Origin of the sequence: Gilvimarinus xylanilyticus, from assembly GCF_024195295.1 — a bacterium.
GTDB lineage: Bacteria > Pseudomonadota > Gammaproteobacteria > Pseudomonadales > Cellvibrionaceae > Gilvimarinus > Gilvimarinus xylanilyticus.
Genome location: NZ_JAMFTH010000003.1, coordinates 286,563 through 312,380 on the forward strand (window position 1 = coordinate 286,563; position 25,818 = coordinate 312,380).

A 25,818-nucleotide genomic window follows, 5' to 3' on the forward strand; every position below is an offset into this window, starting at 1 on the left:
ACCTCCTGTAAAATACACGATTCGAAACTTCCACCTGCTAATGCTATCACATGCACAGGACCAGTATACGGTGGCCCTGCCCCCAGGGTGCGGCAGTGATAACTATGACCTATAAATACTTAATGCGCTAGCAACTCTTTGGGGCCCTAGCGCTTTTCCAGACGCCTGCGGAATTCAGCCATTACAGCATTATACAGCTCGACCCCCAAATAGTGATCTTCGACCGCTGACTCAACTGAGGGATTGTCGTTGACCTCTATAATATAGACCTTATTACCGTCTTGTTTAAGGTCCACGCCGTAGAAACCATCCCCTATAAGACGACAAGCATTAACGGCGGCTTTTAATACGGGTTTGGGCACTTCGAAGGTCGCCATAGCATCGAACCCGCCCGAGGCCCCCTTACCGGCGCCGTGATTATAGATCTGCCAATGATTTTGCGCCATATAATAACGACAGGCGTACAGCGGCTGGCCGTTTAGCACACCAATGCGCCAATCAAATTCGGTGTAGAGATACCCCTGGGCAAGCAAGAGCGCACTACGGCGAAACATTTCCTGTAACAGCACCTTTAACTCTTCCAGACTTTGCGCCTTCTTCACCCCGACCGAGAAGGAGCCATCGGGTATTTTTAATACCACCGGCAGGCCCAACTCTTCAATCAACGCCTGCTCGCGGCCACAATCGGCCCGAGTTAAAATACGCGTAGGCGGCATGGGTAACTTGTGAGTGTCAAGCAGCTGCGTCAGATAGACTTTATTAGTACAGCGCAAAATGGAATCTGGATCATCCATCACCACTAAACCTTCGGCCTGGGCGCGGCGGGCAAACCGATAGGTAAAGTGATTGACCGAGGTGGTGGCACGCACGAATAATGCGTCATACTCGACCAAACGGGCAAAATCTTTTCGCCCTATGGTTTCTGCCCAAATTCCCTGGCGCGCCGCCGCCTGAATAAAACGTTTGATCGCCAGGGGATTGCTAGGTGGCATGGCCTCATCAGGATCCACCAGTATCGCCAAATCATACTTGTAGGTTTTGCGCGCTCGGGGTTTGCGCCAAATCAGACGGCTGTAATCGTCCAAAGCCTCCGCAAACAGGCTCTGCTCGGTTTCATTCAATTGCGCGAGCGAGGCCGATTCGACCGAGCTTAGACGCCAGCCCCCACGTTTGACGAACTGCAGACGGATAACTGGAACGGGTAACTGTTCAAAGATACGCCGCGCCACATCCGTCAATTCGGGATACGCCGACCGACCAAAACACACCAGCATTGACCATCTGTCCTGCTCACCGGCAAACGTTTGCAATTGGCTGTCGAGATCGGGCACCAGGGCGAGCACCGCTTGCCACTGACGCCCAGAAAGATCACGCAACGCTTTAACCGAAGGGATGACCTGATCGCCCCGGGCCTCGGCCAACAGAGAACAGTAATATCCGCTAGACAAGTAATCGTAATTGCGGCATAAATTGATCACCCGACACCGCACCGGGGATGCTTGCTCCACCAAGTAATTCTGAGCCAGCATTACATCGACCGAAGGGTAAAGTCCCTCCCAGTCAGACAGTTTATCCACTACGATTTTTAATTGGGTCATCGGCTTTACACCCTCTGGCTACACCCACGCTAAAGGCGCAAGTGTGGCAAGTTTTTCACAATTAGCAACGATTAAAATACAATTTTGACGAGCCACCTTGTTATGCCTCACCGCCCCCCCATACGCACCGCCCAAGGGAGTGACCTGGACGCTCTGGTCGAGCTGGAAAAACGCTGCTTTGCCACCGACCGACTTAGCCGGCGGAGCCTAAGACATTTTCTGAGTGCAGGGCAGCACCAGCTGCTCGTGTGTGGCGAACCCGTGCAGGCCTACATCCTGCTTTTATTTCGCCGAGGTACTTCGCTGGTAAGAATTTACTCGCTGGCGGTTGATCCCGCTTGGCGCGGTCGAGGCATGGCACGGCAATTGATGGAAGCCGCCGAGCAGCGGGCCCACGAGCATCAGGCTCTGTTTTTACGCCTGGAAGTGGCTGCCAATAATCATCCCGCCCGCGCGCTTTACTCGGCACTGGGTTACCATTCTATCGATACATTACCGGCCTACTACGAAGACGGCGGCGATGGCTTGCGCCTGGAAAAAAGGCTCGTGCGTCACCTTACCCAATCGCCGCGCCTACCCTTCTATGCCCAAACGACTGAATTTACCTGCGGCCCGGCTGCGGCACTAATGGCGATGGAGCACCTGCAACCGGAACGTCAATTTTCCCAAATCGATGAGATTAACCTATGGCGTGAAGCCACCACCGTATTTATGACTCAGGGGCACGGTGGCTGCTCCCCCCAAGGGCTGGCACTGGCGCTGAGCAACCGCGGGTTTAAGGTTGAACTACTTCAGTCCAGCGATTGCATCCCCTTTATCGACAGCGTGCGCCGCGAAGATAAAAAACAGTTAATTGCAGCCGTACACCACTACTTTGTTGAGCAGCTGGCCCATACCTTCACCCGCGTTGAAACTACCGCCCTGACTACTGAACGTCTGCGCCAAGCCCTGCAGCAAGGGTACCGAACTCTTCTCCTTATCAGTACTTATCAGCTCAACCGCAATAAAGCCCCTCATTGGGTTTGGTTGGTCGCCATGGACGATAATTTTGCCTATATCAACGACCCCGATTGCGACCCGGATGACCGCCGTAGCGCTATTGATAACACCTACCTCCCGATCCGACTCACGATGCTGGATAAGCTTCTTGGCTACGGTAAACGCGGTTACCGCGCCGCTATCAATTTTGGTAATAAATAACCCGGCTTTGTAATTTTTCTAAACGCCTCGATCATTGCGATGCCAATGTCGCGTTAAATCCTTCGCACACGGCGCTTGTATGCGCATGTCGGGCTGGCTCGCTAGTTGCACTCCTGCCAAGTGCAGTAAAGCCACTGCTTGGCTGCACTGGCAGTCAGTCACATTTTCGCAACCGGAGTTTGCTATGAACGCTGAACAACTTAAAGGCAACTGGCATCAATTAAAGGGCGAAGCCCTGGAACAATGGGGCCGACTAACGGACGATGATATCGACAAAGTGCTAGGCGAGCGAGAAAAGCTGGTGGGTAAAATTCAGGAGCGCTACGGCCTGAGTAAGGAAGCGGCCGAACACGAAGTGAATGTCTGGTCGGTCAAATTTGAACAGTAATTTTACCAGGAGAGACAACAGTGGAGACGCTAACCCGAACGGTTGAGCAAATTCAAAACGCCGAGCGTGAAGACAGAATCCATTTGGGAAAAGTGGTAGACACATTTGCCAGCCGCGGTTTCGGGCCACTGTTGCTAATTCCCGCTTTGATCACGTTTTTACCCACGGGGGGAATACCCGGGGTACCCGCCGTCTGTGGCGTCGTGATGATACTTTTGGCGGGACAACTATTGGTGGGACAGCAAAAACCTTGGATACCTCAAAGGCTTTCTCGCATGAGCGTAGAACGAGAGAAGTTCGTTCGCCTGCTGGAGAAATCCAAAGGGTTTACGCACACCGTAGACAAAGTGATTAAACCCAGATTTCAATGGATAACGGGCAAACAAGCCAGCCGCTGGATCGCGGCTCTCATTATGGTGTTGGCCGGCTCGTTGATTGTTTTGGGGCCTATCCCTTTTGCCGCCGCCATCCCCTCGGGAATTCTAGTATTGATATCGCTGGGATTAGTCGCCAAGGATGGTTTACTGATTATAAGCGGCGTAACACTCAGTGTTACCGCCGCTTTCTTTCTGCTCAGATAACCGGATTAGAAATAACTGCCGGTATAGTCACTGGCGGGCTTACCGGGCCGATTGTTAGCGCTTTGGTTAGGGATTTCGTTAATTTTACCACCGCGCGCCAGAAACGCCTCGACTTGCTGTGATAGCTCGGTGCGCAACCTCTCTCGCGAGGCTATATTAAAGTCTTCAGAAGAAGCGCCGGTCGACTCCGATGCCGTCTCAACAGTATCACTGTCTTCAGAGTCCAGCTCTTCATCGCGGTCCAAATTACGGGTTTCGTCAAGCTCATATTGACTCGCCATATAAACACCTCTATTAAAACGTGTGCTACAAAACTCGCCAGCGTTAAACGCGAAAACATCGGGATGTTGTCTCCCGTGGCCCGCTATTTTTGCTTTTATTTTTGTGTCTTTATAGCGTATCAGGCGGTCTAGGTCACAACTTTTTTCGACTTTTTTAGGTCAGTTTTTTATTAGCCGAAATCCCGACTTTAATTTTTGTTATTTACGCTATTTTCACTTTGCACACTTACCATTCTCTGGGTAAACTTTGCGGTTTTGAGTCCGCCTATGACGCCTCAGCGTATTCTCAAACAGTTTCCCGAGCTGGCCCCCTTCCCCCCCGAGCAACAGCAGCAGTTGTTTCAGGCCGCCCAAAAAGATGCCTTTGGCCCCGACTTAAAGCTCGAGCGCTGGCGGGGTAATATCCTGAACTTTGCGCTTATGTTTGCGGTCTCAGCGCTCTTTGTCGCTTGGTTGGCCCCAGCGCTCGCCCTGTCGCGGGATCTTGCTGCACTGGTTATGCTAGTGGTGATTCTGCCCGCCTTTTTTATTCTCCAACAGCGCCGCTACCAACGCCTCATCAGGCGTTCGCTCGCCCGGCAGATAAACGCCTTAGATTAAGAAAATCACCCAGATACAAAAAAAGCGCCCCAAAGGCGCTTTTTTTGCGTTTCATTCAAGGCTGTTAAATCGCCTCCGGCCCTGTTTCGCCAGTGCGGATGCGAATAATTTCCTCGAGCGGGGTAATAAATATCTTACCGTCGCCAATTTTGCCGGTTTGAGCCGCCTTGGTGATCGCCTCTACCGCCTGATCAACCAGAGAGTCGTCTACCGCCAACTCAATTTTAACCTTGGGCAAAAAATCGACAACATACTCAGCGCCGCGGTACAGCTCGGTATGCCCTTTCTGGCGGCCAAAGCCTTTGACCTCGGTCACCGTCATACCCTGAACACCGACCTCAGACAATCCAGTACGGACGTCATCAAGTTTGAACGGTTTTACGACAGCAGTAATCAGTTTCATTATGGATTCCTTTTTCGTCTTGGTCTCACGTTGCGGCAAGTGGCGGATGAGCCAAGTGCCCGTGCTGAGGGTTTAGAGGTAAAGATACACGCTGTGCGCGGGAAAATCATCCTTAAGCCCCGTTTAACACCACAACCGTGAGAGAAAACAAAATCTGCGACCCGCTTGGGGCCGCAGATTTTAAGACTTACTTAGATGAAGTGAACTCTGGGTAGGCTTCCATACCGCATTCGGCAAGGTCCACACCCTCGTACTCTTCCTCTTCGCTGACGCGCAGGCCAATCACCAGTTTGATCAGGAACCAGACGAACAAGCTCAGTACAAACACCCAGGTGAAGATAGTCAGGGCACCGATGATCTGGCCGCTGAAGCTCGCGCCATCGTTGGTCAAAGGCACTACCAGCAGACCAAACAGACCCACAACACCGTGTACCGAGATCGCACCCACAGGATCGTCGATTTTCAGCTTATCCAGAGTGATGATTGAGAAGACCACAATCACGCCACCCACAGCACCGATCAGGGTTGCACCCAGTGCAGTCGGGGTAGAAGGCTCAGCGGTAATCGCTACCAGACCTGCCAATGCACCGTTCAGCGCCATGGTCAGATCGGCCTTGCCGAACAGGATGCGAGCAACAAACAGCGCAGCGACCAAACCACCAGCAGCGGCGGCATTAGTGTTCAAAAACACCATAGCCACAGAGTTGGCGTTGGCGATATCGCCCAGCTTCAGTACCGAGCCGCCGTTAAAGCCGAACCAGCCCATCCACAGGATGAAAGTACCCAGGGTCGCCAGCGGCAGGTTAGCACCCGTGATCGCGTGAATTTCGCCATTGGGACCGTATTTACCTTTACGTGCACCCAGCAGGATAACACCGGCCAGAGCAGCAGCGGCGCCAGCCATATGCACAATGCCAGAGCCGGCAAAGTCAGAGAAGCCCAGGTCGCCCAGGTTATACAGGCCCAGCACGTCATTGCCGCCCCAGGTCCAACCGCCTTCTACTGGGTAGATAAAGCCAGTCATAACCACCGCGAACAGCAGGAATGCCCACAGCTTCATACGCTCGGCAACCGCACCAGAAACGATTGACATAGCGGTTGCTACGAATACCACCTGGAAGAAAAAGTCAGAGGCGCCCGAGTAGATAGAGCCACCTTCAAAACCGCCGTCACGGCCTGCAAAATCCGACAAAGTGCCAGCTACATCGACCGATTCGATGCCGGAAAGAAAGATACCGCCGCCATACATAAAGTAGTAGCCGCACACCAGGTACATAATGCACGAGATGGAGTACAGAGCGACGTTTTTGGTCAAAATTTCGGTGGTGTTCTTCGCCCGAACCAGACCGGACTCCAGCATGGCAAAGCCCGCTGCCATCCACATTACCAGCGCGCCACACACCAGAAAGTAAAAGGTGTCCATGGCGTACTGCAGATGAAAAATATTATTTTCCATTGCTTAATCCCCGTTTGTTGTCAATTCGTTTTAAAGCGCTTGGTCTCCGGTTTCGCCGGTGCGAATCCGAAGAACCTGCTCGAGCGCGGATACAAAAATCTTACCGTCGCCAATTTTGCCGCTGTTGGCCGCTTTGGTGATGGCCTCTACCACGGAATCGAGCTCCGCTTCCTTGACGGCAATTTCCACCTTGGTTTTGGGCAAGAAATCGACGACATATTCGGCGCCGCGGTAAAGTTCAGAGTGGCCCTTTTGTCGACCGAAGCCTTTCACTTCGGTGACGGTCATGCCGTGCACGCCGATGTCGGATAGCGCTTCGCGCACCACATCGAGCTTAAACGGCTTGATAATCGCTGTTACCAATTTCATTTATTGTGCTCCTAAAAAAACCCGCACCCGAGAGTGCGGGAAACACTGGAAAGACAGACCTGTTTACGTACCTGAGCATCGCAAACAGAAACGCTGACCCATTAAAGGGGCATTAGCCCTTTGCTGTGTACTCGGTCACAACTTTGCACAGAGCAGGCCAACAAACAAATACTCTTAAAAATCATAGCCTTACAAAATAATACGGCGTGAAAAACCGGACTAAAACGCGGCCCAGCCAAGCAAGTTGCACCATTTTTGTGCCACCCCCAAAAAGACGCGCACCATTAATGCACCAAATCCAGTCAGGCCACTCAAATGGCGCGTAATGCCTAAAATGCGCGCACCAGAATGCGTCTTTTGCGCGCCTAGGCCTCTCGTCGGGCGGCCACTATCGGCGCTGTCACGCCAGTGTGTACAATAGAGGGCACCAAAAATGACGGACTGATTATGCCAACCACCGCCCAACAACTGTTTGAAGAACTGAAACGCCAACTGCCCAACTTAGAAAACCTGCCGCGCCCCGAGCTAAACCGGGCCCTGCAGGCGGCTGTGCGCAAACTGGATCTGGTCAGCCGAGAAGAGTTCGAGGCCCAGGCGGCGGTGCTGGGCCGCACCCGGGCAAGACTTGAAGCACTGGAAGCCAAAGTTCAGACGTGGGAAGCCCAGGAAAGAAAGCCCCAAGCTTGACCCCGAACGCGGAGCTATCTAGCCTTAGCGGGTAAGGACACCCTCACGACAAAGGACTGTTAATCGTTATATGTCACTCGCCGTTGTTTACACCCGAGCCCTGGTTGGCGTAGAAGCCCCTCAAGTGACCGTCGAAGTCCACCTGTCCAATGGTCTGCCAGGTCTCGCGATCGTGGGGCTGCCCGAAACGGCGGTCAAAGAAAGTAAAGATCGGGTGCGCAGTGCCCTACTCAATAGCCACCTGGAATTTCCCGCCCGCCGGATTACCGTAAACTTGGCCCCGGCCGACTTGCCCAAAGAAGGGGGGCGCTACGATTTGCCCATCGCCCTGGGCATTTTGGCGGCTTCGGGGCAGATACCCAGCGAAAAGCTCGCGGGGTACGAGTTTGTGGGCGAGTTGGCGCTGTCGGGCGAAGTGCGCCCGGTCAAGGGCGCTCTGCCCGCGGCACTGGCCTGCCAAACAGCCCAACGGGTATTCATTACCGGCCCCGACAACGGCGGCGAGGCCGCCCTGACGGGCGAGCAGTCCTGCCTTACCAGCGCCAACCTACTGCGCGCCTGCGCCCATCTGCACGGTCGTGAACCTTTACCCCAAGCCCAAGTACCAGACGCACCGCCCGCCATACCACCACCTGAACTGGCCGATGTACGCGGCCAGGAACAAGCCAAGCGCGCCTTGGAAATTGCCGCCAGTGGCGGTCACAACCTATTAATGTACGGCCCTCCCGGTACGGGCAAAACCATGCTGGCCAGCCGCCTACCCGGCATACTGCCTCCCATACAAACCCGCGAGGCCATGGCCGTGGCGGCAGTTTACTCGGTATCCGATAGCACTCCTCCACCCTGGCTGCAGCGCCCTTTTCGCGCCCCGCATCACAGTGCCTCGGCACCGGCGCTGGTGGGCGGCGGTGGCAGCCCGCGCCCCGGAGAAATCTCGTTAGCCCACGGCGGGGTACTGTTTTTAGATGAACTACCCGAATTTCAGCGTCAGGTGCTGGAGGTATTGCGCGAACCATTGGAAAGCGGGGAAATTCGTATCTCCCGGGCCAAGGCCCAGACCCGTTATCCCGCTAGGTTTCAGCTGATCGCCGCCATGAACCCCTGCCCCTGCGGCTACTTTGGCGATAACGATAGCCGCTGTCGCTGCACCCCCGACCAGATTCGCCGCTATCGCGGTAAAATCTCAGGTCCACTGCTCGATCGCATTGATCTGCATGTGCCCGTTACCGCTGTGCCGCCCACCGAACTCAACCGAGCTCCGGCGGGGGAATCAAGCGCTCAGGTGCAAACCCGGGTTGAGCGCGCCCGGCGCTGCGCCCTCAAGCGCCAGGGCAAAAGCAACAGCGAGCTGGAGGCGAAAGATATAGAAACGATATGTCAGCTTAACCCGACCGATGAAGAGTATCTGGCGGCTGCAGTTAATAAGCTGGGCCTGTCGACCCGCGCTTATCACCGGGTACTAAAAGTCGCGCGCACTCTGGCGGATATGGGCCAGAGCGAAGGCATCAGCCGCCAACATCTCGCCGAAGCACTCAGCTATCGCGGCCTGGACCGGGTTTAGAGCCGTTATCCGCCGCAGAAGCCGACCCCTCTTTGTTCTCCAGCACGGCACTTAGGCTAAGCCCGCGAATCACCTTGGTAAGACGCGAATAGGCGTGAGGCGCGCAGAGAAAGTACCCCTGCATCTGATCACAGCCCTCATCCACCAGCCATTTCTGCTGGCTTATGGACTCGACCCCCTCGGCCACCACCACCTTGCCCAGGTTGTGCGCCAGATTGATCATCGCCGAGACCAGGCGTCTCTCGCTGCGTCGGCGCAGTAAATCGGTCATAAACTGCGAGTCAATTTTAAGCGCGGCAATGGGCAGCCGCTGCAGATGCAGAAACGACGAGCTGCCCGTGCCAAAATCGTCCAGGGCAAAGGTCACCCCGAAGTAGGACAGCGGGCGCATACACAGACTGACCAAGTCGATATTCTCCATCAGCGCGGTTTCGGTCAGCTCAAACTCGATAAAATTGGGGTTGGCACCGGTCTCAGCAAAAATATTGGCCACCTGCTGAACCATACCCTCGTCACGGAACTGGCGCGCCGACAGGTTAATGGCCATTTTGACCTCGACCCCACAGTCGCGCTTAAGACGCTGCAAATCTTCGCAGGCACGCCGAATCACCCAATAGCCAATGGTGAAAATCAGCCCGGTGTCTTCGGCAATGGAAATAAAGTTATGGGCGCTGAGAATGCCTTTTTGCGGGTGATTCCAGCGCAGTAACGCCTCTAGGGCGACAACCTTGCCACTGCGCACGGAAAAACGCGGCTGATACTCCAGGTACAGCTCGCGGTTATCCAGGGCGCGCCGCAGGTCTTCTTCAAGGCTCAGGCGATAGCGTACATCGCGGTTCATTTCTTCGGTAAAAAAGCGGAAGTTGCTGCCCTCAACCTGTTTGGCCTGGTACATGGCCAGATCGGCGCTTTTGAGCAGAGCATCGGCACTGCGGCCAGCCTCGGGGTAAGAGGCGATGCCCACGCTACAGCCCACCGACAGGTGGTAGCCGCTGATATCGTAGGGCGATGTGATTTCTTCAATGATTTTGACGGCCAGGTGCGCAATATCCGACGAGTTTTCGACATTGAGGAGCAAAAGCGTAAACTCATCGCCCCCCATCCGCGCCATCGAATCACTGCGACGCAGCAGCGCCTGCAATCGCTCGGCGCACATGCGGATCAGACCGTCTCCGACATCGTGGCCGTAGCGATCATTAACAATTTTAAAATCGTCTAAATCGATAAACATCAACGCGAAACGCATATTGTCCCGCGTGGCGATGCGAATAGCATTTTCCAGGCGATCGCGAAACAATACTCGGTTGGGGATATCCGTTAGAGGATCGTGGTGAGCCAGGCGCGCCAGGTGGCGCTCGGTTCGCTTGCGCTCGATGGCGTAGCGCAGTGATCTTTCCAGCGCGGGCGAGCTAATCCCTTCTAGGGCCACATAATCAGAGGCCCCCGCCGGAATGGCGTCGCGATCCAGCGCCTCTTCCATACGCTCGGACAGCGCCACCACCGGTGCAGGACAAAACTGATTTTTTACCGCTCCCAGCAAATCCCGTCCCTGCTGGCAGTCCGCGTCCATATACAATAAACCCAGGTCGTACTCGCCGCTTAACAAGGTCATCAGGGCGTCGTCGCGCAGCTCGCAAGTCGATACGAGGTAGCGACCGGGCGCCGCAGCGTCCAGCCAAGAGGTCAGTTGGGCGGCCAACTCCTCGCCGCCATTGAGCAGCAGAACGCTGATGCTCGTTGCCATCTTTGTGCATCCCTAAGTTTGCGTAAAGTCCATCTTCTCAAACCGCTTGCAGCGCCGCCGGCAGCGGTCCATTTAATAGCTGCAGACACCGGGCTAGGCGGCTCCGACCCATCGCCCGTACGTCCGTTTAATTTTGGCCAAGTTTCGTCTAAATCAACCTAATAAGTCCACCTGCAAACATACACCATAGCCGCCCGAAATGCACAAAAATAACGCAATTTCTCGATTCAGTAGTCGTTTCTTCTGCCTTACGGCGTTGCTACAATAGCGCGCTCGAATATCCTCGCCCAATCTATCTCTATCGAGGCCCCGTGACCCGACTCAACCCCCGACAAAGCGAAGCCGTACACTATGTGGATGGCCCCTGCCTGGTGCTGGCCGGCGCCGGCTCCGGCAAAACCTCTGTGATTACCCGTAAAATCGCTTTCTTAATCGAAAAGTGCAGTGTCCCGGCGCGCAACATCGCCGCTCTGACCTTTACCAACAAGGCCGCGCGCGAAATGAAAGAACGCGTGGGCGGGTTGGTTAAAGGCAAGGCCGCGCGGGGTTTGACAGTATCCACCTTCCACAACCTGGGGCTCAATATTATTCGCCGCGAAGCCAAAACCCTGGGCTTTAAACCGGGCTTTTCCATTTTCGACGCCGAGGATGCCCGCGCCCTGCTCAAAGAGCTCATGCTTAAAGACGGCGAGCTGGATAGCGACCACCTGAATATGGTGCAGCATCAGATTTCCAACTGGAAAAACGATTTGGTCACCCCCGAATCCGCCGAAGAGCAGGCGCAAAGCCCCGCCGAACTGACCATGGTGCGCATTTACGAGCGCTACAACCAGGCGCTGCGAGCCTATAACGCGGTGGATTTTGACGATTTGATTCTGGTACCAGTCCACCTTTTTAACACCCGGCCCGAGGTTTTGGCCCGCTGGCAGCGCAAAATCCAGTACTTGCTGGTGGACGAGTATCAGGACACCAACTCCAGTCAGTACCTACTGGTTAAGCAGCTGGTAGGTGGGCGCAATGGATTGACCGTGGTGGGGGATGACGATCAGTCCATCTACGCCTGGCGCGGTGCCCGACCCGAGAATATGGTGCTGCTTAAAGAGGACTTCCCCACCCTGCACCTGATTAAGCTGGAGCAAAACTATCGCTCTACCAGCCGTATCCTGCGGGTCGCCAACCACTTAATTGCCCACAACCCCCACGAATACGACAAGGCGCTGTGGAGCGAAATGGGCCTGGGGGATGAAATCCGCATCGTCAAATGCGCCAATGAAGAGGCTGAAGCCGAGCGGGTCGCCACCGAAATTCTCGCTCACAAGCTGCGCACCGGCGGCAGTTTTAGCAACTACGCGATTCTCTACCGCGGCAATCACCAGGGTCGGCTGATGGAGATAAAGCTACAACAGCATCAAGTGCCCTACAAAATCAGCGGCGGCTCGTCGTTTTTTGGCAAAACCGAAATTAAAGACGTGATGTCCTACTTGCGCCTGCTGGTAAACCCGGACGATGACAACGCCTTTTTGCGCATCATCAACACCCCCCGTCGCCAAATTGGCACCAGCACCCTGGAGGCCCTGGGTCGCTTTGCCAGCGAGCGCCACATCAGCCTGTACACCGCCACCGACGATATTGCCCTGCAGCGGCATATCCCCAAGCAGAATCTGGAACGATTGCGCACCTTCCGCAACTGGATTGAGCGAATCCTGGAAAAGTGCAATGGCCCGGAACCGGTGGTCGCGATTGAACAGATGCTGGAAGACATCGGCTACGAGGCCTGGCTGCACCAAAACGCCAGTAGCGCCAAAGCAGGCGAAAAACGCATGGACAATGTGCGCTATCTGGTGGATTCGATCCGCTCCATGCTCGAGCGCGGCGACGACGGCGAATCCATTACCATTGAAGACGCCATCAGCAAGCTGGTACTGCGCGATCTACTGGAGCGTCAGGAAGAGGAAGAGACTCTGGACCAGGTGCAACTGATGACCCTGCACGCCTCTAAAGGGCTGGAGTTTCCCCACGTTTACCTGGTGGGCATGGAAGAGGACCTGCTGCCCCACCGCAACAGCATTGAAACCGACAATATCGAAGAAGAGCGCCGCTTGGCTTACGTGGGAATTACCCGAGCTCAGCGAACCCTCTCGCTCACCCTGGCGGGTAAGCGCAAACAGTATGGGGATATCTCCGAAACCACCCCCAGTCGCTTTATCAGCGAACTGCCTCAGGATGATATCTCCTACGAAGGCTTTAGCCCTGCCACCGCCGAGCAGGTGAAAGCCACAGGTGAGCAAACGCTTACTAATCTGTTGAGTATGTTTGAATAGGGGTACGGGGTACTCGAGTATGGAGACTGTCGTTACCGGTCAACCTTTCCCACGTCAAAAGGCATAAAAAAACCCGCCGCAGCGGGTTTTTAGCATCGCGGGCTGTCTCTACTGGCTGTTTTCTACCATATAGTCCACCGCCGCCATCACTTCATCGTCGGAGCAAGTGGTGCACAGGCCCATGGCCGGCATGGCGTTAAAGCCTTCAATCGCGTGTTTGTGCAAGGTGTCCATGCCCTTGGCAATACGGTCGGCCCAGGCGGCTGGATCGCCGTATTTGGGCGCTCCCGCAACACCCGCGCCATGACAGGTATTGCAGCTGGCATTGTAAACATCTTCACCCGAGCGAGGCCCGCTGCTGGCTGCCGCTACAGGCGCTGCGGCGCAATCATCGCCCGCCATACAAACCGTGCCCGCCGGCGCAATACGTTCGGCGATTTCATCATTGACAGCGCTTGACTGACTGTAGGCGAAGGCCGAGGCAAGCAGCCCCATACCCAGCGCGACCATCAGGCCGCCTATTTTTTTCGCTTGGCTCACGGTTATGTCCTCTATTCATTGGCGGCTCAAATGCCGCACTAATCTCAGTGCGCGCCATTATAGCCAGAAACCGCATCTGAGGTGAACATTCAAGCCTAGCAGGCTGTTGAAAAACCCCTTGCATGCTCAGCGGGACTTCAAGGCTGGGTACTTAAGGGGTTTTTCAACAGCCTGCTAGACGATTGTCCGCCCTACTAGTAGAATGCGCCCTCGTTTGAGCGCCCCGGCGCTAACACACTGGCCTGAGCCAGATTAAAAACTCAGAATCACGCACCCGTAGCTCAGTTGGGTGAGGCAAGCGTTTACAAAGCACCGCTTTGTGCGCAGCCGAACGGCTTTCAGCTGTGCTGAAAGACCGAACCCGAACGAGAGTGAGGGGAGTAGCGGTAGCGCGCAGCGCTACGTCTTGTTGAATGCTGGCCTGAGCCAGGTTAAAAACTCAGAACTACGCACCCGTAGCTCAGTTGGGTGAGACAAGCGTTTACAAAGCACTGCTTTGTGCGCAGTCGAACGGCTTTCAGCTGTGCTGGAAGACCGGGCCCGAACGACAGTGAGGGGAGTAGCGGTAGCGCGCAGCGTTACGTATTGTTGAATACTGGCCTGAGCCAGTTTAAAACTCAGAATCACGCACCCGTAGCTCAGTTGGATAGAGTAGCGGTTTCCGAAGCCGTTGGTCGCGCGTTCAAATCGCGCCGGGTGCGCCACTTTTCTTTCGCTCCACCTCGTCTTTATGCCGTTTCTCAGGTAAGCCTGCTGCAATTCCTACAATGTAGAAAGCGCACTTACACCCAAAAACAGTCCCAAACCAAAGTTTAAGGCGTCTTATCAGGCCCTTGCGCAATCGGCACGCGCTTTGTATCCACGCCCTGTAATCTCAACTTACCGTTCGTCAGGGAGTTACTCATGGCCACCGCCGATCTCTACCGCATGAAAACCGACGCGCATATTTGTCCCTTCGGTATTAAGTCGAAAGACCTGTTGCGGCGCAAGGGTTTTGAAATCAACGATCACTTGCTGACCAACCGCGACGAAACTGACCGTTTTAAAGCCGAACAAGGTGTCGAAACTACGCCGCAGACCTTTATTGATGGCAAACGCATCGGCGGCTATGACGATCTGCAAAAATATCTGGGCGAAGCGCCGCCAGCCAAAGACACCAGTTACACCCCCGTCATCGCGATTTTTTCGCTGACACTGCTTTCCTCCCTGGCTTTATTCTTCCGTCCTGGCGGAGTAGACACCTGGGTGAATGTTATTGAGACGTTCGTGGCGCTCAGTATGGTGGCGCTGGCTATGCAAAAACTCAAAGACTTAGAAAGCTTTTCGCTGCAATTTATTACCTACGACCTACAGGGCATGCACCGTCCCCGCTACGCTTATGTATACGCCTATTTAGAGGCCTTTGCTGGCGTAGGCATGCTCGCGCTCGCACCACCCTGGATCGTCTCGCCCGCGGCACTCTTTATCGGCTTAGTGGGGGCGACATCGGTTACCAAAGCGGTTTACATTGATAAGCGGGAGCTAAAGTGTGCGTGTGTAGGCGGCAACAGTAAGGTACCCTTGGGTTTCATCTCACTGACTGAAAACCTAATGATGGTTAGCATGGGACTGTGGATGTGGCTGAAATAATGACTATGTTTTTGCAATAGCGGTTTCAATGGAGCAATAGTATTTGAACATTACCAACGATGTGGTTTGGCTGGGCTTTTTAGGTAGCCTGGTGGCGGGATCAATGACTATTTTAGGCGCCGCCGGTGTTTGGTTCGTCAGACAGTTATCAGAATCGCTGGAAGATACTTTGCTAAGCGCCGCAGCGGGGGTCATGCTGGCCGCGTCAGTGTTCTCTTTATTGCTGCCTGGTATCGAACACGCTGGAAGTTTGGGACATAGCGATAGCACCTCGGTGCTGATTGTTTTAGCGGGTATGATGTTGGGCGCAACCTTATTGGCTGTCATCTATCGCTATACCCCCCACGAATATTTTAACAGCCAGTTGCCCGGCGCTAATCCCCAGGCACTAAAACGCATCTGGCTGTTTGTGCTCGCCATTACCCTACATAATTTTCCCGAAGGTATGGCGGTGGGGGTAGGTTATGCGCGCGGCGATATTCAAAACGGTCTAGCGCTTACCTTGGGAATCGGGCTACAGAATATTCCCGAGGGTTTGGCGGTAGCCGTGGCAGTATTGGCTGCGGGCTACACCCGTATTTTTGCCTTCTTAACGGCAACCGCAAGCGGCCTAATTGAACCTTTAGGTGGCTTACTCGGCGCCACTCTAGTGTCTTTTAGCTTGCCACTACTACCCTGGGTTTTAGGTGGAGCCGCCGGTGCTATGCTGTATATCATTAGCAACGAAATTATCCCGCAGACCCACAGCCGTGGCCATGCCAGTGCGGCCACGTTCTCGCTCTTGGGGGGATTTTCGATAATGACTTATCTTGATATTGTTTTGGGATAAACTAAAAGGAATCATTCAATGACAGATCATTTCACATTCGCGATGGGTGTACTCTAAAAAATCGTATATACCCACATCGCGCTTCTTAATAAAGCCCAACCGTTGGTACATAGCCATTGCCCGGTTATTTTTCTCCACGTGAATCGCCACAGGTCGTTTGGCTAGGCGGCTCTCCTCTAGAATGTTTTGCAGCAGCCAACCACCAATACCCATTCCACGAAACTCGGGCAACAGCGCGATATCGACTATACGAATATCCGCCAAGCTTCGGTCTACATATAAACGGCCCACGGCTCTATTGTTGTGGTAAATCAGATCAAAGCTGGCCTCGGGGTAATGCTGGTGATAATGTTTATGCTGCGCGGCAAACTGCATGGCTAAGAATTCATCAATTTGCGTCTGCCCCCAACCGGTGGCCTTGAGTTCGTTCTGCCGGGTACTGGCGTACACAACCTCGAGAAACGGCAGGTCTTGCTCTGTAGCAGTCACTAGTTTGACATTATTCATTGACACATCAACTCTTAGCTGGACCTCACCGCGAATGGGCGACAACCAAAATCACGTTCGGCAAAATGGAAATGTCCGATTATGAATTGTGCAGAAAATTATGCCATTACACGCAATTACAGAATCTCTCTTCCGACAGGATCGTGCACCCTTTTTAGCAAGCTTTAAGGTCACAAGCTAAGGAAATTTATGGCAGGCAGCAGCTTACTCACGTTAATCGATGATATCGCCACACTGCTGGACGATGTAGCGGTTATGACCAAGGTCGCCGCTAAGAAAACCGCCGGCGTGCTGGGCGATGATTTGGCGCTCAACGCCGAGCAGGTAACCGGGGTACGCGCCGATCGCGAGCTACCCGTCGTGTGGGCAGTGTTTAAAGGCTCACTGCTTAACAAGATTATATTGGTACCCGCGGCTCTGGCGATTAGCGTGTTTATCCCCTGGCTAATATTGCCTTTGCTGATGCTCGGCGGCGCCTTTCTCTGTTTTGAAGGTTTTGAAAAAGTCGCCCATAAATGGCTTCACTCCCAGGACGAGCACAAAGCAATACACGAGGCACGACGACAAGCACTGGCCGATGCTAAAACAGACATAAAGAGCTTTGAGCGAGAAAAAATAAAAGGCGCAATACGTACCGATTTTATTCTATCGGCGGAAATCATCACCATTACCCTTGGTGCGGTAGCCGGGGCGAGCCTGACCAGTCAAATTGCGGTGCTGTGTATTATTGCCCTGGGGATGACTCTGGGGGTCTACGGCCTGGTGGCGGGCATTGTCAAAATTGACGACGCGGGCCTGTGGCTAAAACAGCGACCTGGGGCGGCGCAACAATCTCTGGGACGGCTTTTTCTACTGACCGCCCCTAAGCTGATGAAGTTTTTATCCATTGCCGGAACCGCTGCGATGTTTTTAGTGGGCGGCGGCATTTTGATCCACGGTATTCCCCCTGTGCATCACTGGGTGGAGCATACTAGCCATACCAATTTCGATCTGCCCAGTGTTAACGCCTTAGTGGGCGCCGCAGCGCCTGTTCTCATTAACGCTTTGGCAGGCGTAGTAGCGGGCGCGATATTGGTGGGGCTTTTCACCTTGGGAAAAAAGTTGAAGGGCAGAGCGTCGTGAATCAAGGTACACACTTAGCGCCGAGTACTATAGCTCGCCGCAGCCGTCACGCATCCGGATAAATACTAAACTCGGCAAAGTCCTGTGTAGGTATATCCACGGCTTCGACAGATTTCACCTGGGCCCGTGCCGGCCCACGATGCAGCCATTCGGCCAACCGTGCCATTTTATCGTCAGGTGCGGTGGCCAACACTTCGACCCGCCCATCGTGAAGGTTGCGCGCCCAACCGGTCACGCCCAAAGCCTGAGCCTCGGCTTGGGTCGAGGCGCGGTAGGAAACCCCTTGAACCCGACCACTGACGTAAAAGCGCTTACTGAGCAATTGAAACCTCCCGGTCATCTGAGTTTGTTAGCATCGCCGCGATACTTTATAGCCGCTGACTTTCTATGCTAACACTCCTCAGCCCACCGCGCTGGTACGCCCGGCTAAAACGCCACTACACCGCCCGCGCCGGCACCGTATCCAGCCCCTCTGATATTGTGGTGGAACACTCCACTCCCGTGCAGACCGTGGACACCCGCTACCTGTCGTTTTCCATTGATATTTCGGTTCTGGTAGGAGGTTACTGGTGGGAGGGCAGCGATAGCTCCAAGCGCGGGCTGGGTATGCTGCGAGTACCACCGATACAGCTAAAACAAAAAAAGCTAGACCGCTTAGTCTCCCAGCTGGGCCCCTCTTACCTGAGGGTGGGAGGCTCTGAGGCCGATAAGATTCACTATTTTAGTGCCCCCGACACTGAGCCCGACGCGCTGGTATTAACCCGCAAACAGTGGGATCGCCTGAACGAGTTTGTTCAACGACACGACCTGCGCTTAATTTTTACCGTTAAATATGGCCTGTTCGCCCGCCAGGATCACGGCCAGTGGCGCGGCGACGAGCTCAAGGAGCTACTCGAATACAGTTGCTCGAAACACTACCAGATCGCGGTGTTTGAATTGGGTAATGAGCTAAACGCCTACTGGGCCTTTCACGGCCTGCGCGCGCAACCCAAAGCGCGGGATTTAGCCATTGACTACGCGACCTTTACCCGCCAGGTGCGGCAGTATTATCCACAGGCTAAAATTTCCGGACCCGGCAGTGCTTTTTGGCCGCGCCTGGGGGAAACCTTTAAACCCTTTTCCAATATCACCCGGCGGTTTTTACAGCAACTGCCCATGCCGCTGGATATCGTCAACTGGCACTACTACCCCTTTCAGAGCAGCCGCTCACCGGTGCGCACTCGCGCCGCCACAGTGCGCACCATGCTCAACCCCAAATCCTTTGCCGATTTTGATCGCTACAGCCGCACCCTGATATTTTGGCGCGATCGCTATCAACCCCGCGCCCAGCTGTGGACCGGCGAATCCGGCTCGGCTCAGTGCGGTGGTCAGCCCAAATTGTCGGACCGCTTTATTTCCTCTTTTTGGTGGGCCGACCAACTGGGACAGGGCGCCTTGCTGGGGCACAAGGTGATGGTGCGCCAGAGTTTGATCGGCGGCGACTACGGCCTGATTGACCGGTTAACCCTTAAACCCCGTCCGGACTACTGGGTCAGCTGGTTATGGGTGAGATTGATGGGCCCCGAGGTCTACCAGAGCTACCACTCCGACAAACATTTGCGCGTTTATTGCCACCGCCATCCGAACAGTGAGCAATACACCCTAATGATTATCAACCTCAAGCCACGCGGTATTCGGGTAAACGTGGACCTGCCCGGGCACTGCCAAAACCAATACACCCTTACTGCGAAGCGCCTGACCAGTCGCAAGGTGTATATCAACCAGGTAAGAGCGAAGCTGAAAAAAGGCGAAGTGACTTTGGAAGACTTTACCCAAGCGCCGCAAAGCAATCGCGTGCCGGGCTACAGTATCAGTTTTTGGTGTTATACACTGGATAAATAAAATCCCGTGGTGCAAGACCGATAACCTATGAAACAACTACTGATACTGACGAGTCTACTTGCGGCTAGCTGTAGCCAGATTAAAACCGATGACCATTACTGGTGCAGCTACGAAACCGACCCCGAGGCCTACCAAAACTGTCTGGAAGTGGGGCGCGATCTGGATGAACATACCGCCGAATCCGCTGGCCACCGCGAGGACACTAATCGCTAGGGGAGGCTGACTCTCGGGGCCTGATACCCGCCAGGCGGCTCACTACCGGATACTGGCTGACCAGCCATATCGCACTGGCACCAACAACGGGTAAGATTAAATAACCAAATTGATACGCGAGCGCTATCGCTTCATGTTGCCACGACTGCAAAGGCAACTGCCCCGCCACCTCGGGCCCCAGCTTAAACGCCAGGCTAGCCAGTAAATCGGCACCGATACCAAAAGCGTGCAGAGGCAAAAGTGCTATTACCGCCAACAGAGTTTTAGGGTTAGAAAAATACTGCTCCTCTACCGCGAAACACAGCGCTAAAAGCACAGGAATATTCCAGGAGTAAATGAGCGGATTGAGAGACACTACGACATTCCCCCGGCCTTTTTCCGTGTTTACCATTAACGCCGTAATCACCTCCAGCTCCCGCCCATTCATTTCCAGCGTTTCTACAAGCCCTGAAAACATGAGATTAATACAGCCTTTGGCTAACAGCGCCGCGGGCACACTGAAAAACGCGGCCAGGTAATACCACAACAAAAAGAACAGCGGCAGCCACAACAGTGTTTTGCCAAAGTAGGCGAGCAGTGGATCGGATTTACGCCGGGGCATGGTCGGCCTTGCCCTGTGAATGCGAGTTGTAGCGAATCCAAATGAGAAAAATCAGCAGAGCGTCCAGCATAATCAACGCCTGCCAGACATACAGATGCGCCCACTCGAACGCGGCGCTGTTCCACAGCCCCAAGAAAAACAAGCTGACGATGCGCAGCACATTGAGGCACTGCAACCCCAGCATGCCAAACACAACCCCCTTGAGGGTGTAACGCCAGCTTGCGGGAAAAGCCACCATGGCGGCAATCAGTAAAATCATTGCCTCTATGCCATTGCAGCCGGCAGCAATTTGCACTGCAAAACCACTGCTCTGGTCGGTGAGCACAATGCCCGCAACCCGTAGGTCCCGCCCCAAAAGTTCAATCACAAACGCACACACGTGAGTTAAACCGGTGGTTAAAGGCACCACCACATACTCTTGTCCCCAGGGCAATAACTCCAACACAAACAGGGCGATCATGGTGATAAAAAACAAACTGATAAATCGCGCCATTAATCCTTGCCCAGGTATGAATCTATTGCCGATGTGATATTCCCCACCAAAAAACTTCTGGCGTGGGTAAGTAATGGGTTAGATTAACACAACCGGTGGCGCCGCAGCGGCCAATAGGGCAGCCTTAATCGGGCAAAGGAATTACTTCGCTATCGCCGGGCACATGGCCAAACTTGCCCTGCTGCCAGTTGGTTTTGGCTCGTTCAATGGCCTCGCGATCACTGGCGACAAAGTTCCACCACATGTGTCTCGGGCCGTCCAGCGGCTCTCCGCCAACCGCTACCAGCCAGGCACCGCCAGCGCTTGTGAGACTTATCTTGCATCCAGGCCGAAGCACTGCCATCTGCCCCTCGGTAAACACTTGGCCATCCACCTCGGCACTGCCGCGCACGATATAAACCGCGCGCTCGGTATACTCCACCTCAAGCCCGGTGGAGGCGCCCGGCTGCAGGCGAATGTCTACAAAGAACAAAGGCGTAAGAGTTTTCAGGCGCGCGCGCAGGCCAAAGGCCTCGCCCGCCACCACCCGGATATTCACACCACTGGCTTCTACCTCGGGCTGGCTGGAAACACTGTAGTGAGTAAAAGCCGGGGCAATTTCTTCGCTCTCGCGAGGCAGCGCCACCCATACTTGTAGGCCCATTAGCTCACTGACACGCGCCAGCTCGTCCTCTGGCGAGCGCTCGGAGTGCACTATGCCGCGTCCGGCAGTCATCCAGTTGATTTCCCCCGGGCGGATCAGTTGTTTAAAACCCAGGCTATCGCGGTGAACGATATGCCCCTGATACAGATAAGTCAGGGTGGATAAGCCAATATGCGGATGGGGCCGGACCGCCAGGCCTTGGCCCGCCGCAAACTCGGTAGGCCCCATATGATCAAAAAAGACAAAGGGCCCCACCGCCCGTCGCTCGGGGGCCGGAAGCACGCGGCGCACCGAAAAGCCCTCTAAATCGCGCAAATTGGGTGTGATAACCGTCTCAACAGGGGCGGTCTTTCCCTTGGATGAATCGCACCGGGGATCGGCGTCGGGAAGCCAACTCATACCCCCTCCTATTATTATTGTTGATGCGCCGGCAAGCCGGCGCCTTGGTGGTTTTACAGCTTGTCGAAATTATCGGTTAACAGGCAATCGTAACGACGAGCATCATAGGTTTTTAGGGGCTCGACGTCCGCCTGCTCAATCACACCTTTGGCGACGGCATCGTCCAGACGCTCATCCAGGGTGTCGCCCTCCAACTCACCTTTGGCCTGAGCGCGACTAAAGGTATGCCAGACATCGCCCAAATCGTTCAGCAGCTGGTAGGTCGACTCTACCCGGCCCACCGCATCTTCCGGGTTGTGATTCATATAGACGTAGCCCGCAAGCATTTTACGCACCGAGGTGTCTTCCATAATCAGGCCCCCCAGTTTGCGAATATCACTATCGTTGGGCGCTTTGTAAGGCGAGCCCCAGAGGAAGGTGGCAAACTTAAAGGCCCAGCCCAAAAACTTAGAGGGAAAGTTTGCGTAAAACGCCTGCAGCGATGTTTGCGCCTTATGGAAGGCCTGTTTTAGCGCGTACTCGGCGTGGGCGTCCTCTTCGGCGGTGCGCGGGTGAGCACCGTGGAATTTCAAAATACTGCAGGCAATAAACAGCTGGCTGTGTACATCCCCCAAACGGGCCGAGAGTAGCTCGCGACGCTTCAGATCACCGCCCAATACCCCCAGGGCAACATCGGCAGCCACCGCAAAGGCGGCGCTCATATGGTTAATGCGCTGATACCATACCTTGGAGAAGTCATCGGCATTCACCGGTGTGGGACTAAAGCGGGCACAGGTAAAACTAAACAACTTCAAGCGGGTGATATTGCTAAAGACATGCCCCAAATGGCGCATAAACAGCTTATCGAACGCCTCTTTGGCTTTATCTTCATCCTCCGCCTGCAGGGTTTGCACCTCATCAAACAAATACGGGTGACAGCGCATAGCCCCCTGACCAAAAATCATCAGCGAGCGGGTAAGAATATTCGCCCCCTCAACGGTAATGGCAACCGGCAATGCGCGATAGGCAAAGGCGGTAAAGTTGCGCGGGCCCAGCTGAATCGCCCGGCCGCTCACCACATCCATGGCGTGGTTGACCGAGGTGCGCATCATTTCGGTCGCGTGATATTTGGCCATTGCCGTCATCACCGAGGGCGCGCCACCGTCCAGGCCGCGGGTAACCAGTTGGCGGAAGGCCTCGAGGGTATAGCCATTGGCGGCCACTTCGGCGGTCGCCTCCTGCACGCCTTCAAACTTACCCACCTCCATATTGAACTGGCGGCGAATGCGCGAGTAGGCGCCCACTGTGAGGTAGCTCATTTCCCCACTGGCGGTGGAAAGCGCGGGCAGTGAAACCCCGCGCCCGGCGCCCAGGCACTCAATCAGCATACGCCAGCCTTTACCGGCCATAGCCGGGCCGCCGATAATCCACTCGGCGGGAACAAACACGTCCTCGCCTTTAATGGGGCCATTCATAAACGGTGAACCCGGATTGTGGCGACGACCAATTTCAATCCCCGGATAATCCGCGGGCAGCAGCGCGCAGGTAATGCCGTAGTCGGATTTATCGCTATCACCCAGCAGTCCTTCGGGATCGTGCAACTTAAACGCCAGGCCCACCACAGTGGCCACAGGCGCCAGGGTGATCCAGCGCTTAGAGAAGGTGAGGCGAATACCCACCACCTCCTGACCCTCGAATTCGCCTTTGCAGACCACGCCAATATCGGGAATAGAGCCCGCATCCGAACCCGCCTCGGGGCCTGTTAAACCAAAGCAGGGAATTTCGCTGCCGTCGGCCAACCCAGGCAACCAGCGATTTTTCTGCTCTTCGGTGCCGTATTTCATAAGCAACTCGCCTGGGCCCAGTGAGTTGGGCACCATCGCGGTCACCGCCGCCGTCACCGAACGGCTGGCGATTTTGCTCATAATCCGACTCTGGGCGTAGGGGCTAAAGTCGCGTCCGCCGAACTCTTCGGGAATAATCAGGCCGAAAAACCCTTTTTTCTTTAGATACTCCCAAGCGGCGGGCGACAGATCCTGATCTTCAAAAATCTGCCATTCGTCGATCAGACTGCACAGCTCGTCCACCTCATTATCCAAAAAGCTCTGCTCTTTTTCGCTTAACTGGGGCAACTCAATATCGACAAACTTTTTCCAGTCGGGGCGACCGCTGAATAAATCTTTTTCCCACCAGGTGGTGCCCGCTTCCATGGCCTCGCGCTCGGTAACGCTCATGGGGGGCATGGCTTTTTGCAGAAAGTGGTAGGCCGGATCGCTGAGTAGCTTACGCCGTACATCGGTCAAATTCAGGACGACCACGGCCGCAGCCGCGGGCAGCAACAGCAGCCACATCCAGGGGGAAACAAACGTCAGGGCAAACAGCCCCGCCACAACCACTACCGACCCCAGCGCCAGTGAGAGCGGGTAATACAAAACAAACGTCAGTAATGCGATAAATAGAACCAAGGCCAACAAAAACATACACAGATTCTCCGGCGTATTAAGACAAACTCAAAAGCTAAAGCTTTCGGGCTGTACAGGCTCTTTAACAATAGTCGATTCTGCCTCGCTTGGCACCCTTCGGAATAACAAACGGTGCCCGAGTGGCATAGTAAAGAAGTGTTGATGCACCGACGCGCCGATGGACTCCTTCTTTGAGCCTACCTAGTATCGTAACTCTTTGCGACTCCAACACAATAACACAAGGTCAAATGATTATGTTTTGCAAACCACTACTCGCCCTGGGGCTAAGCCTAGGCCTTAGCTATACGACCGCCCAGGCCGAAACCGCTGTACAGGTTCACGGCGCATTAAGCGTTAAAGGCAATCAGATTATCGATGCGCGCGGAGAACCTCTCTCGTTGGCAGGCCCGAGCTTATTTTGGAGCAACAGCGGCTGGAATGCCGACCGCTACTACAACCCGCAGGTGGTTAACTATTTACAGGAGCAGTGGAATGCCCCCATTATTCGCGCCGCCATTGGCGCCGGTGGTAATGGCGGGATGCAGACCCACCCCGAGGAAAACCGCAAAAAGGCGGAAACGGTTATAGACGCCGCTATTGACCAAGGCATGTACGTGATTCTCGACTGGCATGCTCACCATGGCGAAGATCACACCCAAAGTGCAGTTGAATTTTTTGAGTATTTCGCGCGCCAGTACGGCCAGCATGACAACATAATCTACGAAATATACAACGAACCCTTAGCCGACACCGACTGGAATACGGTGATCAAGCCCTATGCCGAAACCTTAATTAGCCATATACGCGCCATCGACCCCGACAACCTTATTATCGTCGGCACCCAAAGCTGGTCCCAAGATGTCGACAAAGCCGCTGCCAATCCACTTACCGGCTATAACAACATTGCCTACACCCTGCACTTTTACGCCGGCACCCATAAACAAGAGTTGCGAGATAAAGCCGAAAAAGCCCTGCAAGAGGGCGTCGCTCTAATGGTCACTGAATGGGGCACCGTCAACGCCGATGGCGACGGAGGTGTGGATAAACAAAGCACCGAACAGTGGCTTAGCTTTATGCGCGATCATCATTTAACCCACGCCAATTGGGCTCTAAACGACAAAGACGAGGGCGCTTCTATGCTTAAACCCGGAACCGCCCCCGATGGCAATTGGACCGATGACGACTTAACCGAGTCGGGACTGTATGTGAAATCAATTATTCAGGGATGGCATGAGATTGATTATAGTGGGGATGGTGAATAGGTCTGAGGTCTGAGGTCTGATACAATTTTCGCAGCGCACACCAATCAGCTCGCACACAAAGCGTCAGAC

26 protein-coding genes and 1 tRNA gene are annotated in these 25,818 nt (G+C 54.6%); 14 read left to right on the forward strand and 13 right to left on the reverse strand.

Annotated features, from left to right (window positions below):
* Positions 1–146: 146 nt before the first annotated feature.
* Positions 147–1,598 (reverse strand): RimK family protein, encoded by a 1,452-nt coding sequence (locus M6D89_RS11815; protein WP_253968278.1) that lies wholly within the window; start codon positions 1,596–1,598, stop codon positions 147–149.
* A gap of 102 nt (positions 1,599–1,700) precedes the next feature.
* Here M6D89_RS11815 and M6D89_RS11820 point away from each other — a divergent pair, with 102 nt between their 5' ends.
* From M6D89_RS11820 to M6D89_RS11830, 3 genes are all read left to right on the forward strand, one after another.
* Complete coding sequence (locus M6D89_RS11820; protein ID WP_253968279.1) at positions 1,701–2,798, forward strand: GNAT family N-acetyltransferase/peptidase C39 family protein; 1,098 nt, start codon at positions 1,701–1,703, stop codon at positions 2,796–2,798.
* A gap of 184 nt (positions 2,799–2,982) precedes the next feature.
* The gene (locus tag M6D89_RS11825) at positions 2,983–3,186 is read left to right on the forward strand and encodes a CsbD family protein (protein ID WP_253968280.1); all 204 of its coding nucleotides are present in this window, start codon (positions 2,983–2,985) and stop codon (positions 3,184–3,186) included.
* Between the two features lie 20 nt (positions 3,187–3,206).
* On the forward strand, positions 3,207–3,767 hold the full coding sequence (locus M6D89_RS11830) for an exopolysaccharide biosynthesis protein (RefSeq protein ID WP_253968281.1): 561 nt from the start codon (positions 3,207–3,209) through the stop codon (positions 3,765–3,767).
* Positions 3,768–3,772: 5 nt separating this feature from the next.
* Here M6D89_RS11830 and M6D89_RS11835 read toward each other — a convergent pair whose 3' ends face one another.
* Complete coding sequence (locus M6D89_RS11835) at positions 3,773–4,048, reverse strand: hypothetical protein (protein WP_253968282.1); 276 nt, start codon at positions 4,046–4,048, stop codon at positions 3,773–3,775.
* A 267-nt stretch (positions 4,049–4,315) separates the two neighbouring features.
* On the opposite strand from M6D89_RS11835, the gene M6D89_RS11840 reads away from it, so the two are divergent.
* The gene (locus tag M6D89_RS11840) at positions 4,316–4,648 is read left to right on the forward strand and encodes a hypothetical protein (protein WP_253968283.1); all 333 of its coding nucleotides are present in this window, start codon (positions 4,316–4,318) and stop codon (positions 4,646–4,648) included.
* 64 nt (positions 4,649–4,712) lie between these two features.
* On the opposite strand, the gene M6D89_RS11845 is transcribed toward M6D89_RS11840, so the two are convergent.
* From M6D89_RS11845 to M6D89_RS11855, 3 genes are all read right to left on the reverse strand, one after another.
* Positions 4,713–5,051 (reverse strand): P-II family nitrogen regulator, encoded by a 339-nt coding sequence (locus M6D89_RS11845; protein WP_253968284.1) that lies wholly within the window; start codon positions 5,049–5,051, stop codon positions 4,713–4,715.
* A gap of 187 nt (positions 5,052–5,238) precedes the next feature.
* Positions 5,239–6,507 (reverse strand): ammonium transporter, encoded by a 1,269-nt coding sequence (locus M6D89_RS11850; RefSeq protein ID WP_253968285.1) that lies wholly within the window; start codon positions 6,505–6,507, stop codon positions 5,239–5,241.
* 30 nt (positions 6,508–6,537) lie between these two features.
* A complete protein-coding gene (locus M6D89_RS11855; RefSeq protein WP_253968286.1) occupies positions 6,538–6,876 on the reverse strand; it encodes a P-II family nitrogen regulator in 339 nt (112 codons plus the stop codon).
* Positions 6,877–7,323: 447 nt separating this feature from the next.
* On the opposite strand from M6D89_RS11855, the gene M6D89_RS11860 reads away from it, so the two are divergent.
* Both M6D89_RS11860 and M6D89_RS11865 read left to right on the forward strand, forming a co-directional pair.
* Positions 7,324–7,563, forward strand: a complete 240-nt coding sequence (locus M6D89_RS11860) for an accessory factor UbiK family protein (protein ID WP_254722316.1) — start codon at positions 7,324–7,326, stop codon at positions 7,561–7,563.
* 70 nt (positions 7,564–7,633) lie between these two features.
* Complete coding sequence (locus tag M6D89_RS11865; protein WP_253968287.1) at positions 7,634–9,124, forward strand: YifB family Mg chelatase-like AAA ATPase; 1,491 nt, start codon at positions 7,634–7,636, stop codon at positions 9,122–9,124.
* Here the strand turns inward: M6D89_RS11865 and M6D89_RS11870 are convergent.
* Complete coding sequence (locus M6D89_RS11870; RefSeq protein ID WP_253968288.1) at positions 9,096–10,868, reverse strand: putative bifunctional diguanylate cyclase/phosphodiesterase; 1,773 nt, start codon at positions 10,866–10,868, stop codon at positions 9,096–9,098. The genes M6D89_RS11865 and M6D89_RS11870 overlap by 29 nt on opposite strands.
* A gap of 311 nt (positions 10,869–11,179) precedes the next feature.
* On the opposite strand from M6D89_RS11870, the gene rep reads away from it, so the two are divergent.
* Positions 11,180–13,189 (forward strand): DNA helicase Rep, encoded by a 2,010-nt coding sequence (rep, locus tag M6D89_RS11875; protein WP_253968289.1) that lies wholly within the window; start codon positions 11,180–11,182, stop codon positions 13,187–13,189.
* A 108-nt stretch (positions 13,190–13,297) separates the two neighbouring features.
* On the opposite strand, the gene M6D89_RS11880 is transcribed toward rep, so the two are convergent.
* Complete coding sequence (locus M6D89_RS11880; protein ID WP_253968341.1) at positions 13,298–13,699, reverse strand: c-type cytochrome; 402 nt, start codon at positions 13,697–13,699, stop codon at positions 13,298–13,300.
* Positions 13,700–14,356: 657 nt separating this feature from the next.
* On the opposite strand from M6D89_RS11880, the gene M6D89_RS11885 reads away from it, so the two are divergent.
* From M6D89_RS11885 to M6D89_RS11895, 3 genes are all read left to right on the forward strand, one after another.
* Positions 14,357–14,433, forward strand: a tRNA-Arg gene (locus M6D89_RS11885).
* A 199-nt stretch (positions 14,434–14,632) separates the two neighbouring features.
* Positions 14,633–15,358, forward strand: coding sequence for a glutaredoxin (locus M6D89_RS11890; protein WP_253968290.1), 726 nt, complete (start codon positions 14,633–14,635; stop codon positions 15,356–15,358).
* A 43-nt stretch (positions 15,359–15,401) separates the two neighbouring features.
* Positions 15,402–16,187, forward strand: a complete 786-nt coding sequence (locus M6D89_RS11895; protein ID WP_253968291.1) for a ZIP family metal transporter — start codon at positions 15,402–15,404, stop codon at positions 16,185–16,187.
* Between the two features lie 15 nt (positions 16,188–16,202).
* Here M6D89_RS11895 and M6D89_RS11900 read toward each other — a convergent pair whose 3' ends face one another.
* Positions 16,203–16,694 (reverse strand): GNAT family N-acetyltransferase, encoded by a 492-nt coding sequence (locus tag M6D89_RS11900; protein WP_253968292.1) that lies wholly within the window; start codon positions 16,692–16,694, stop codon positions 16,203–16,205.
* 189 nt (positions 16,695–16,883) lie between these two features.
* On the opposite strand from M6D89_RS11900, the gene M6D89_RS11905 reads away from it, so the two are divergent.
* Positions 16,884–17,816, forward strand: a complete 933-nt coding sequence (locus M6D89_RS11905; RefSeq protein WP_253968293.1) for a DUF808 domain-containing protein — start codon at positions 16,884–16,886, stop codon at positions 17,814–17,816.
* A 46-nt stretch (positions 17,817–17,862) separates the two neighbouring features.
* On the opposite strand, the gene M6D89_RS11910 is transcribed toward M6D89_RS11905, so the two are convergent.
* Positions 17,863–18,138, reverse strand: coding sequence for an acylphosphatase (locus tag M6D89_RS11910; protein WP_253968294.1), 276 nt, complete (start codon positions 18,136–18,138; stop codon positions 17,863–17,865).
* 65 nt (positions 18,139–18,203) lie between these two features.
* Between M6D89_RS11910 and M6D89_RS11915 the strand changes: the two genes are divergently transcribed.
* Together M6D89_RS11915 and M6D89_RS11920 are read left to right on the forward strand one after the other, a co-directional pair.
* Complete coding sequence (locus M6D89_RS11915) at positions 18,204–19,697, forward strand: glycosyl hydrolase family 79 N-terminal domain-containing protein (protein ID WP_253968295.1); 1,494 nt, start codon at positions 18,204–18,206, stop codon at positions 19,695–19,697.
* Positions 19,698–19,724: 27 nt separating this feature from the next.
* Positions 19,725–19,910, forward strand: coding sequence for a hypothetical protein (locus tag M6D89_RS11920; RefSeq protein ID WP_253968296.1), 186 nt, complete (start codon positions 19,725–19,727; stop codon positions 19,908–19,910).
* Here M6D89_RS11920 and M6D89_RS11925 read toward each other — a convergent pair.
* The 4 genes from M6D89_RS11925 to M6D89_RS11940 all read right to left on the reverse strand — a co-directional run bounded on the left by M6D89_RS11925 (position 19,900) and on the right by M6D89_RS11940 (position 24,505).
* Positions 19,900–20,511 (reverse strand): exosortase H-associated membrane protein, encoded by a 612-nt coding sequence (locus M6D89_RS11925; RefSeq protein WP_253968297.1) that lies wholly within the window; start codon positions 20,509–20,511, stop codon positions 19,900–19,902. The genes M6D89_RS11920 and M6D89_RS11925 overlap by 11 nt on opposite strands.
* A complete protein-coding gene (gene xrtH / locus M6D89_RS11930; RefSeq protein ID WP_253968298.1) occupies positions 20,498–21,004 on the reverse strand; it encodes an exosortase H in 507 nt (168 codons plus the stop codon). The genes M6D89_RS11925 and xrtH overlap by 14 nt, the downstream gene beginning before the upstream one ends.
* A 124-nt stretch (positions 21,005–21,128) precedes the next feature.
* Complete coding sequence (locus M6D89_RS11935) at positions 21,129–22,046, reverse strand: pirin family protein (protein WP_253968299.1); 918 nt, start codon at positions 22,044–22,046, stop codon at positions 21,129–21,131.
* A 53-nt stretch (positions 22,047–22,099) separates the two neighbouring features.
* Positions 22,100–24,505 (reverse strand): acyl-CoA dehydrogenase, encoded by a 2,406-nt coding sequence (locus M6D89_RS11940; protein WP_253968300.1) that lies wholly within the window; start codon positions 24,503–24,505, stop codon positions 22,100–22,102.
* 236 nt (positions 24,506–24,741) lie between these two features.
* Here M6D89_RS11940 and M6D89_RS11945 point away from each other — a divergent pair, with 236 nt between their 5' ends.
* Positions 24,742–25,749, forward strand: coding sequence for a glycoside hydrolase family 5 protein (locus tag M6D89_RS11945; RefSeq protein ID WP_253968301.1), 1,008 nt, complete (start codon positions 24,742–24,744; stop codon positions 25,747–25,749).
* Positions 25,750–25,818 lie beyond the last annotated feature (69 nt).